This window comes from Victivallis sp. (assembly GCF_048170485.1).
In the GTDB taxonomy this organism is placed as follows: Bacteria; Verrucomicrobiota; Lentisphaeria; order Victivallales; family Victivallaceae; genus Victivallis.
Map to the genome: position 1 here is coordinate 1 of NZ_DBEXAY010000154.1, position 5,574 is coordinate 5,574.

Below are 5,574 nucleotides of genomic sequence, written 5' to 3' on the forward strand. Positions count from 1 at the left end.
GTCTCCTCTTTGGCCGCTTCGCGGGTGACCGGACCAGCGTAGCGGACCGCAATTTGTACACTGCACTGGCCATCTTTGTCGGCGACAGGGCGGAGAAGGTAGACGAAGTTGTCCGCGTCGGTCAGTTCCAGCTCCGGCACCTCTTTCCCCGGCGCGGAGGCTTTCGCCACGTCAGAGAAACGAAGCCACGAGAAGGCACTCTTGAAGGAATCCACCTTGCCGGTATCCACCTCTTTCCCCGCCGGAACGGCTCCCGTCGGTGCGAGTGCGGCGGGCGAACCCTGTTCCGCAAGTTCCCATACTGTTTTGCCGTTCTTCCGGAGGACGGCGCGCTTCAGGCCGGATACCTGGAAAAATTCCTGATCCAGCCACTCCGGCACAGTGGAGTCCACCTCGGAGAAGGTATTCGAAACAAGGATGTTGCGCCCGTCATTCAGCTGGAGATAGCGCCCAGTGGCGCCCATGTTTCCGCCCATGCCGAAGGGGGTGGCCTCCGTCGGCGAGGAACCCGCCTTTTCATACAGCTTGCCGAAGAGGAGAGTCTGCAAGGCCTTGCCGTCTCTGCCCGAGAGCGTTATGGAAACCGCTCCGCTCTCCGGAGTGAGTTCCAGCGAGGCGGCCTGCGCGTCGTCGAGCGTCAGTTCACGGGCGGCACGGGCGTCGCACAGGGCGACGAAGAGTTCGCGGAGCTTGTTGTAGTCGGCAGGGTATCCTGCGCGCTCCTTGACCTGCCAGCCTTTGCCCGTGCGCTCAAGCGTGATGGTCCGGCCGTTCTTTTTCAGCTGGACATAGTAGATGTTGTCACTGCTGAACTCTTCCGGCAGCAGCAGGGTTTCGGCCGGGGAGCTGCTCCCCGTGCTCTCCTGCCGCAGGAAATAGACCGCACCCAGAATGACTGCGATCAGGGCGAGTAGAATCAGATGTTTGCGTTTCATCGGCGCGCTCCTCTTCTGTGCCGGACGACCGCGACGACGATCCCCGCGAGGATGACCAGCAGCGGCATCAGGGCCATGTTGACGAAAATCAAAGTGTTTTCCAGCGAATCGATCTTCTGCCGGAGCTGTTTGCGGATCTGCTTGAGCTCCTTGCGGGCCTCCACCTCCTTCTGGCGGAACTCCTTGAGCAGTTCGCGCTGCTCGGAACTCAGAAGTTCGCTTTCGCCCGGCTTACGCTTGCTCTGCAGCTCGGTAATCTGCTGCTGCACATCGCGGAGGTCGTTTTCCAGCTTGATGATGCGATCCTGAAACTCCTTTTCCGCCTCCGCCTGGAGGTCGCGCACCACGGTGAAGGGGTGCGACGCGGTGCCGCGCGCCCGGATTTCCAGCAGATTGTCGTCTCCGCTGAGCTGATCGACCATGTTCAGCGCGAAGTTCAGGTTGTCGTTGATCGGCTGCGCAACCTTCTGGCCGAGGAAGTTCATCTCACGCACACAGAAGGGATCGTACAGCATATCCGCGTCGCCGATCAGCACGACGAAGCCGGGTTTGACCGATTTCTTCAGCCCCGCCTCCTTTTTCGGAGTCTCGGACTTTTTCGCGTCACTGGCGGCGTCCGCCTTCTTTGTCTCATCCGCGGTCTTGGCGGCGTCGCCGGGTTTCCCTTCCGGGAAGGCGGTCGGGAAGGTTCCGGTCAGTTTGATGGCGAGCGCATGCTTTTTGCCGTCGGTTTTGAGGTTGCGAAGAATCATCTCGCCGGGCTGCTGTGCCGCAAAGGTGTCGGTGACTCCGGCATCGTCGGAGGTGTGAAGCAGAGTCGTCTGCTGCAGCCCCTCCACCGGTTTCCCGGAGAAGGTGCCGGCGCAGAAGAGCAGCAGGTTGTTGAGCGAGGCGACCGCCGGATCGGCGGAATCCATTTCCTCGCGGGTGAGCGAGAGAACCGTCGGCATCGTTTCCACCGTGCCGTACCCGCCGCGCATCCGGGTGCCGAGTTTGCGGTCGGCGACCAGTTTGTCGGCAGTGAATTCGATCCCCCAGCGCGACAGAAGTTTGCCAAGCGAGGAGCCGGCCGGTTTCATGTAGGGCTGGTTCATTCCGGAGAGCGGGAAGGGGTCGAGAAACGCCAGCAGCCGCCCGCCGCGCAGAACAAACTGATCGAGCGCGTAAAGGGTGGCATCGCCGAGGTCGCCGGGGTGAATCGCCAGCACCACATCGATGTCCGGCGCGATGGCGTCGGTCGTGGCGGGAATCTCCACCACGTCGAAGTTCCGCTTGAGTTCGGTGATGATCCACCACGGCGGTTTCGGCGCCTGGCGCTGCTGCATCATCATGATCTGAGGCGTGTCGTAGCCGCCCATCACCGGCAGGGAACTCAGAATGCCGAGCTTGACCTTCTTCGTTGCGGTCACTTCGGTGATGGCGCGCGAAAGGTCGTATTCGAGCTGGGCCTCGTTCTCCGGATTGAGGAAGGGGAGCACCGCGGTCTTGCCGCCGGAACTCACTGCGACGCCGAGGTAGACCGGTTCCCCGGCGCCGAGCGCGTCAAGCGTCTGCCCGGAGATGCCGTCGAGCACGGCGGAATCCTCTTCATCCGAATCGGGGGTGGGGTTGAGTTTTTTGAGTTCGACCCGTTTGCCGCCGGCACGCTGGAACTCCCCGAGCAGATCTTCGACCCGCGAGGCGTAGGTCTTGAGGAATGCCGGCATATCCGCCGCGTTGCGCGAATAGTAGAAGCGGATGCTGACCGGTTTGTCGAGATTCTTTAAAATGTTTCCGGTTCCGCGGGAGAGCGTGTAGCGCTTTCCTTCGGTGCAGTCCCAGCGCAGGTTGACCGGTTTCAGGATGGCGTTGAGCAGAATCAGAATCGCCGCGACGATGAGGATTCCGGCGAGGGACCCGGCGACAGCGGCGGTTTTCTTATTTTTCAAATCAGGTTTCATGCTGTGTTGTACTCCTTCTCGTTGCGGGTCAGCTCCGGCGGTTTTTCAGGACGACGCCGGTGATGAAGAGCGCCAGCACGATCAGCGACAGGAAATAGACGATATCCCGCAGGTCGAAGACGCCGCGCTGCATGCCGGTGAAGTGGAAGAATACGCTCAAATCCGCCGAAAATCCCACCAGTCCGGCTGGCGCCCCCCAGCGGAGCAGCAGCCCGGTCACCGGCGGGAAGCCGATCAGCACCAGCAAGAGGCAGATCACCGTCGCGGTGATGAAGCTGATGACCTGGTTGCGGGTGAAGGCGGAGGTCATTCCGCTGATCGCCAGATAGGTCCCGGCGAGCAGGAAACTGCCGGTGTACCCGGTGAGAATCGGACCGGCGTCCGGATCCCCGAGGTAGCAGACGGTGAAGACCATCGGCAGTGTCAGCACGAGGGCGATGCCGAGGACGATCCAGCCGGCGAGAAATTTGCCGAGAATCGCCTGCGTCACCGAAATCGGCATGGTGAAAAGCAGTTCGAGCGTCCCCTGGCGGCGCTCCTCCGCCCACTGCCGCATGCCGATCGCCGGCACCAGCAGAATGTAGAGCCACGGAAGCCAGAAGAAGAACCCCTGCAGATCCGCCTCGTTGCGGACGAAGAAGCCGCTGATCATGAAGGTGAAAAATCCGATCAGCACCAGAAAGATGACCAGAAAGACATAGGCCACCGGCGAGGTGAAGTAGGCGCCCAGTTCGCGACGGGCGACGGTCAGAATGTTTCTCATTATTTCGCCTCCTTTCCGGCGGGGCTGTCCGGGGTGGTCAGGGCGCGGAACACCTCATCGAGTTTCCCGGGTTCCGCGTGCAGTTCGATGAAGTTCCAGCGGTGTTCGTCGAGGAACTTCTTGACGTCGGCGGCGAATTCGTCGGCCGGAGCGGCGGAACAGAGGAGGAGTTCGGTTCGGCCTGCCTTTTCCTCCCGCACTTCGACGCCGGTCGCGTTGGGGAGTTTCCCGAGTGCCGCGGCGGCGTCGGCGCCGGAGACGCCGGTGAGCACGAGCGAGAGGCGGGTTTTCCGCGGGGCGCGGTCGAGCAGTTCCCTCGGTGTGCCGTTGAAGACCAGATGTCCCTTATCGATGATGATGACCCGGGTGCAGATCGCTTCGACCTCTTCGAGAATGTGGGTGGAGACGATGATCGCCTTGTTCCGGCCCATTTCGCGGATCAGTTCGCGCATCTCGTGCTTCTGGTTGGGATCGAGTCCGTCGGTGGGTTCGTCGAGGATCAGCACCGGCGGATCGTGCAGAATCGCCTGCGCAAAACAGACCCGGTGACGGTATCCCTTGGAGAGGGTGTCGATCGTCTGATGGGTGACGCTTTCGAGGTGACAGATTTTTACCGCACGGGCGACGGCGTCGGCTTTCGCCTTGCCGGAGAGGCCGCGGATGGCGGCGGCGAAGTTCAGGAATCCGATGACGCTCATATCCTGATAAGCGGGCGCGTTTTCCGGCAGATAGCCGAAGAGCTGTTTGGCACCGACCGGATCCTCTTCGATATCACAGTTGCCGATGGTGATTTTGCCGCCGGAGAGGGGCAGGAAGCCGGTAATCATCCGCATCGTGGTGGATTTCCCGGCTCCGTTGGGACCGAGGAAGCCGAGCACTTCCCCTTTTTCGACCGAGAAGCTCACCCGGTCGACGGCGGTGATGGCGCCGAATCGCTTTTGCACATCAGTCGCTTTTATCATGCCGAATCGATCTCCTTTCTCTGGGAAAAGGTGAAACGACGCCTGCAGAAACAGACCTTCGTTTCCCCCTTTTGTTTTCTTTTTTCCCTCCTTAAATTTTAGAAGTATAGCATGATAAAAGCGGAATTTCAAGTGATTCCGTAATTTTTTTGAACGGGCTAAACGTTCATGACCGGGAGGATGCGCTGGAGAAGCTCTTCCAGTAACCCAAGCTCGTACGCCAGATCGAGCACCGTGTAGCGTTTGCGGATCAGTTGCGCGGTGCGGATTCCGTGCAGGAACTGCTCCCTGCCGAGCTGAATGTCGGCCGGTTTGACCGGACAGCCGGCGGCGGTGAGCCGCCGGGTCAGCTCTTCCAGGGGATAGAGTTGATGAAGGATGCGTTTCCGCAGAGTCTCCCAGTTGCGGTAGATGAGTTCCCGCCGTTCTGCGAGCGCATCTCCTTCCCGGAACTTGTCGAGCGCGATGGTGCGGGTGGCCGCGCCGTAGGTGCCGACGGAGAGCAGGGCATCGATCTCCGCTTCACGTCCGGCGCGGTCGAGGCCGGGGCGGGCGAGGCGGCGCGCCTCCTGCTCCGAAAGCGAGAAAAGCGCCTCATAAAGCGCGGTGGATGTGACGGTGCCGATGGCGACTTTGAAGCCGTGGGAGACCGGTTTGCCGTTACAGCAGAGATTCTCCATCTCCCAGATGTGGCTGACGAGATGATCGGCACCGGAGGCGGGGCGGGAGTCGCGGTAGAGCTGCATGGCGTACCCGGTAGCAGCCAGCCCGGTGAAGACGCGCCGCACGTCAGAGGGATCGGAGAGGTTGTCGCGCAGCGGCGTCTGCACCAGCTCCCAGACGGCAGGGTCAATCGCTTCGATGCCGAGAGTGTCAGCGGCGAGCCAGTCCGCTCCGGCGGGAATCTTCGCCATCAGGTCGGCGTATCCGGCGGCGAACATCTCCGGCGGTGCATTGCGGAGAATGCCGCTGTC

5 protein-coding genes are annotated in these 5,574 nt (G+C 61.4%); all 5 read right to left on the reverse strand.

All coding sequences use genetic code 11. The features are described from left to right. Positions 1-935: DUF4340 domain-containing protein (locus tag ACMLHG_RS07945; protein ID WP_417170159.1), on the reverse strand; the 935-nt coding region annotated here is incomplete at its 3' end. Next, positions 932-2,875, reverse strand: a complete 1,944-nt coding sequence (locus ACMLHG_RS07950) for a Gldg family protein (RefSeq protein WP_417170160.1) — start codon at positions 2,873-2,875, stop codon at positions 932-934. The genes ACMLHG_RS07945 and ACMLHG_RS07950, both read right to left, overlap by 4 nt. Before the next feature lie 28 nt (positions 2,876-2,903). After that, entirely contained in the window at positions 2,904-3,638 is a 735-nt protein-coding gene (locus ACMLHG_RS07955; RefSeq protein ID WP_417170161.1) for an ABC transporter permease subunit, read from the reverse strand. Then, a complete protein-coding gene (locus ACMLHG_RS07960; RefSeq protein ID WP_417170162.1) occupies positions 3,638-4,600 on the reverse strand; it encodes an ABC transporter ATP-binding protein in 963 nt (320 codons plus the stop codon). The genes ACMLHG_RS07955 and ACMLHG_RS07960 overlap by 1 nt, the downstream gene beginning before the upstream one ends. A 158-nt stretch (positions 4,601-4,758) precedes the next feature. Further along, the coding region (locus ACMLHG_RS07965) for an iron-containing alcohol dehydrogenase (RefSeq protein ID WP_417170163.1) at positions 4,759-5,574 on the reverse strand (816 nt) is incomplete at its 5' end.

Bases quoted from the DNA above. Each gene is read 5' to 3' on its own strand.
- ACMLHG_RS07950 (WP_417170160.1), bottom strand. From the start codon at position 2,875: ATGAAACCTGATTTGAAAAATAAGAAAACCGCCGCTGTCGCCGGGTCC.
- ACMLHG_RS07955 (WP_417170161.1), bottom strand. From the start codon at position 3,638: ATGAGAAACATTCTGACCGTCGCCCGTCGCGAACTGGGCGCCTACTTC.
- ACMLHG_RS07960 (WP_417170162.1), bottom strand. From the start codon at position 4,600: ATGATAAAAGCGACTGATGTGCAAAAGCGATTCGGCGCCATCACCGCC.